Annotated in this window: 4 protein-coding genes; 2 read left to right on the forward strand and 2 right to left on the reverse strand. The window is 74.6% G+C overall.

The genetic code is table 11. The features are described from left to right. Nucleotides 1–43 precede the first annotated feature (43 nt). A complete protein-coding gene (msrA, locus tag ACJOT3_RS32850) occupies nt 44–553 on the reverse strand; it encodes a peptide-methionine (S)-S-oxide reductase MsrA (protein ID WP_406977027.1) in 510 nt (169 codons plus the stop codon). Nucleotides 554–872: 319 nt separating this feature from the next. On the opposite strand from msrA, the gene ACJOT3_RS32855 reads away from it, so the two are divergent. Both ACJOT3_RS32855 and ACJOT3_RS32860 read left to right on the forward strand, forming a co-directional pair. Further along, nucleotides 873–2348, forward strand: coding sequence for an MDR family MFS transporter (locus ACJOT3_RS32855; RefSeq protein WP_406977028.1), 1476 nt, complete (start codon nt 873–875; stop codon nt 2346–2348). A gap of 140 nt (nt 2349–2488) precedes the next feature. Continuing rightward, nucleotides 2489–3049 (forward strand): TIGR03086 family metal-binding protein, encoded by a 561-nt coding sequence (locus tag ACJOT3_RS32860; RefSeq protein ID WP_406977029.1) that lies wholly within the window; start codon nt 2489–2491, stop codon nt 3047–3049. A 350-nt stretch (nt 3050–3399) separates the two neighbouring features. On the opposite strand, the gene ACJOT3_RS32865 is transcribed toward ACJOT3_RS32860, so the two are convergent. Beyond that, nucleotides 3400–4530: aminotransferase-like domain-containing protein (locus ACJOT3_RS32865; RefSeq protein ID WP_406977030.1), on the reverse strand; the 1131-nt coding region annotated here is incomplete at its 5' end.

A 4530-nucleotide genomic window follows, 5' to 3' on the forward strand; every position in this document is an offset into this window, starting at 1 on the left:
CGGCCGGTGTCGGCCGGGGCCCCTCGGGTCCTGCGTCACGTCCTCACGCGGTGGTCTCGCGCCGGGGCAGGCGCCAGTCCGGGCGCGGGAAGTGGCAGGTGTACCCGTTCGGGTACTTCTCCAGGTAGTCCTGGTGCTCCGGCTCGGCCTCCCAGAACGCCCCCACCGGCTCGACCTCGGTGACCACCGGGCCCGGCCACAGGCCGGAGGCGTCCACGTCGGCGATGGTGTCCTCGGCGACCTTCTTCTGGTCGTCGTCCACGTAGTAGATCGCCGACCGGTAGCTGGTGCCGATGTCGTTGCCCTGGCGGTTCAGGGTCGTCGGGTCGTGGATCTGGAAGAAGAACTCCAGCAGGTCCCGGTAGGAGGTCCGCTCCGGGTCGAAGACGATCTCGATCCCCTCGGCGTGCGTGCCGTGGTTGCGGTAGGTCGCGTTCTCGACGTCGCCCCCGGTGTAGCCCACCCGGGTGTCGACCACCCCGGGGAGCCTGCGGATGAGGTCCTGCATGCCCCAGAAACAGCCCCCGGCCAGGACTGCGCGCTCGGTCGTCATCTATGACCACCCTTTCCTTCGTGCGGCGTCCTTCATAACACCCGGGGGCCGCGGGGAGTTCCCACCGGCGCCGTTTCCCGCGGTGCCGCGGCGTGTGATCGCGGTCGCCCCCGCGGACGTGGAAGCGGCCGGGGCGGCGCCCGGCGGCGCCCGGCGGGACGCGGAGGGGAACGGTCCGGGAACAATGTCCGGGAACACCGTCCTCCTGCGGGAATGTCCTCGCCGTGTGGGAGGTTAGGAGTCTTCCGAGAGCGCATATTTGCACTCCCTGCATCCCCGCCCCCCGCGCACCCGCAGGCCCACGACGACAGAGGACACCGTGACCGGGACACCCACACCATCCGACCGCGCGCCGGAGACCGCCGACACCGGGCCGGAGCCGCGCGCCGACCGCCTGGTCATCCCGCTGCTCCTCGTCTCGGCGTTCGTCGTCATCCTCAACGAGACGATCATGGGCGTGGCCCTGCCCGCGCTCAACGCCGACCTCGGCATCTCCGTCTCCACCGGGCAGTGGCTCACCTCCGCCTTCATGCTGGTGATGGCCGTGGTGATCCCCGCGACCGGCTACCTGCTCCAGCGCTTCCACGTGCGGCAGGTGTTCATCGCCGCCATGTCGCTGTTCACCCTGGGCACCCTGCTGTGCTTCCTGGCGCCGGGCTTCACGTTCCTGCTCACGGGGCGGATCGTCCAGGCCGTCGGCACGGCGATCATGATGCCGCTGCTCATGACCACCATCCTCAACACCGTGCCCGCCGAACGGCGCGGCCGCACCATGGGCAACATCTCCATCGTCATCTCGGTGGCGCCCGCCATCGGCCCGACGCTGGCCGGCCTCATCCTCAGCGTCCTGGACTGGCGCTGGATGTTCGGCCTGGTGCTGCCCATCGCGATCCTGGGGCTGACCCTGGGCGCCCTGTTCATCCGCAACGTCACCGAGCCGCGCCCCTCCACCATCGACATGTTCTCGGTGCTGGTGTCGGCGTTCGCGTTCGGCGGCCTGGTGTACGGGTTCTCCAGCCTGGGCGGCCACGGCGGCGGCCTGGTCCCGCCGCAGTTGGCGATCGGTGTGGGCGCGGTGGCGCTGGTGGTGTTCGTGCTGCGGCAGATCCGCCTGCAGCGCGACGAGCGGGCCCTGCTGGACCTGCGCGTGTTCCGGTCCACCCAGTTCTCGATCTCCATTGGGCTGGTCGGGATCAGCTTCATGGCGCTGTTCGGAACGCTGATCCTGCTGCCGCTGTACATGCAGAACGTGCTGGGGCACGACACCCTGACCACCGGCCTGAGCCTGCTGCCGGGCGGCCTGGCCATGGGCCTGATCGCCCCGTTCGTGGGCCGGCTCTACGACAGGCTCGGGCCGCGGCCGCTGATCATCCCGGGTGCGGGGCTGGTGTCGGTGACCCTGTGGGCCATGACGATGTTCGACAGCCAGACCCAGATCGGGTTCATCATCGCCACCCACATGATGCTCACGGTCGGCCTGGGGCTGATGTTCACGCCGCTGCTCACCGGCGCCCTGGGGTCGCTCACACCGCAGCTGTACTCGCACGGCAGCGCGGTGGTGGGCACCGTGCAGCAGGTCGCGGGCGCGGCGGGCACGGCCGCGTTCGTCGCGGTCATGGCGGCGTCCACGGCCGGCTACCTGGGCGAGGGGCTGCCGGAGGTCGAGGCGATGGCGGGCGGTATCCATGTCGCCTTCCTGCTGGGCGCCTCGATCTCGGTGCTGGCGTTCGCGGCCACGTTCTTCGTGCGCCGCTCCGAGGCCGAGCAGGCCCCGGCACCGGCGGCCGCGCACTAGCCGTACCGACCCCGGCGGCCGGTCCCCTCACCGGGGGGCCGGCCGCCGTCGTGTCCGCACCGTCCGCCCCCGCGGGTGTCCGGGGGCCCCGGACCGGGTAGGCGGCCCGGAACGACCGAACACGGCGGAGGGGGAGCGACATGGAACGGCTGATCGACCTGCACGGCATCGCCCTGGAGGAGTTCGACCGGCGGGTGCGCCTGATCCGGATGACCGACTGGGCGCTGCCCACCCCCTGCGCCGACTGGGACGTCCACGACCTGGTCGCCCACCTGACCGCGGAACAGCTGTGGGTGCCCCCGCTGCTGGACGGGCTGACCCCGGAGGAGGTCGGCGACCGCTTCGAGGGCGACATCCTCGGCGAGGAGCCGCTCGCCGCCTGGGAGGTGGCGGCCCGCGAGGCCCGCGCCGCCTGGCTGGCGCCCTCCGCCCGGGGCCGCACCGTCCACCTGTCCTTCGGCGACGCCCCGGCACAGGAGTACCTGTGGCAGATGACCTTCGACCTGGGTGTGCACGCCTGGGACCTGGCCCGTGCCCTGAACGCGGACGAGAACCTGGACCCCGACCTGACGGCCGAGCTCTACGGCTGGGCCCGGAAGCGCCACCTGGGGCCGGGGTCGGCGTTCGACGCCCCGGTCCCGGTGGGGGAGGAGGCCGGGGTACAGGAGCGCCTGCTGGCCTTCAGTGGCCGCGCCCTGTGAGCCGAACGGTACGGCCGCCGACGGTGCCGATCGCGTCCGGGGCGCCGTGGGACGGCCGCCGTACGCCCGCACGAAGCCCAGGCCCAGGGCCCATCGCGGCGCGTGGGCCGTCGGGGTAGGTGGGCGGCGATCGCCGCGATGGCGGGCGCGGTCTCCGCGGGCGGACCGCGCCCCGTGCGGGCCGGGGGCCGTCGGGGCGGGTGCACGACCGCGGCGGCGATCACCACGGATGGCGGGCGTGGTGGGCCGGGCCCACCGCGGTGTGAGGCCGTCAGACGGGTGCACGGTCGTGGTGCCGACCGTTGTGGACGGCGGCGGGCGTCGGCGGGGAGATCGGGCCCGGTACGGCGTCAGGGCAGGTGGGCGGCCACTGCGGCGACTGCCGCTGCCAGGGCGGGGGCGAACAGGTGCGGGCGGGGCGCCCCGTAGCCGATGACCATCGCCGGGCCCCGCTCCGGGCGCCCGAAGCCGAAGGAGGCCAGCCCCTCCAGGGCCAGTCCCCGCCGGGCGGCCTCCGCCGAGACGGCCGCCTCCGACACCCCCGCGGGCAGCTCCAACGGGCAGTGCAATCCGGCCTCCGGGCCCGACAGGGCGCAGCCGGGCAGGGCGGCGAAGGCCGCCGCCACCGCCCGGCGCCGCTCCCGGTAGGCGACCCGGGCCCGGCGCACCGCCAGGTCGTAGCGGTGCGAGGTGATGAGGTCGGCCAGCGCCAGCTGCCCCGGCACGTGGTGGCCCGCCCCGGACAGCTCGCGCAGCTCCACCAGCTCGGGCACCAGGCCGGCGGGCACCACCGCCCAGGCCGTGCCCAGCGCCGGGGCCAGCGACTTGCTGGCCGTGCCCAGGTAGACGACGTGCTCGGGGGCCAGCGCCTGCACCGCGCCCACCGCCCGGCGGTCGTAGCGGAACTCGCCGTCGTAGTCGTCCTCCAGCACCAGGGCGCCGTGCGCCTGCGCCCAGCGCACCAGCGCCCGCCGCCGAGCGGGTGCGAGCACCGCGCCGGTCGGGAACTGGTGGGCGGGGGTGAGCAGCACCGCCCCCACCTCCAGGCCCGCCAGCGCCGCCACGTCCGCGCCGTCGGCGTCCACCGGCAGCGGCACCGGCTCCAGGCCGTGCGCGGCCGCGATGCGCCGGTGCCGGGCGTGCCCGTACTCCTCCACCGCGATCCGGCGCGCCCCGCGCCGGGCCAGCGCCCGGCACAGCAGCGCCAGCAAGTCGCCGAAACCATGTCCCACCAGCACGTTCTCCGGCCGGGCGCGCACCCCGCGGGCGCGGGCGGTGTACCCGGCCAGGGCCTCGCGCAGCGGCGCGGCCCCGCGCGGGTCGGGGTAGGCGAAGGCGTCGGCGGGCGCCGACTCCATGGCCCGGCGCACCGCCGCCGTCCACTCCCCGCGCGGGAACGCCGACGGGTCGGGGATGCCGCCGCGCAGGTCCAGGGCGGGCGGCGGCGCTGGCTCGGCGTCGGCCCCGGCGGGCGGCGGACC

Origin of the sequence: Nocardiopsis protaetiae (assembly GCF_045446735.1) — a bacterium.
Taxonomy (GTDB): domain Bacteria; phylum Actinomycetota; class Actinomycetes; order Streptosporangiales; family Streptosporangiaceae; genus Nocardiopsis; species Nocardiopsis protaetiae.

Bases quoted from the DNA above. Each gene is read 5' to 3' on its own strand.
- msrA (WP_406977027.1), bottom strand. From the start codon at position 553: ATGACGACCGAGCGCGCAGTCCTGGCCGGGGGCTGTTTCTGGGGCATG.
- ACJOT3_RS32860 (WP_406977029.1), top strand. From the start codon at position 2,489: ATGGAACGGCTGATCGACCTGCACGGCATCGCCCTGGAGGAGTTCGAC.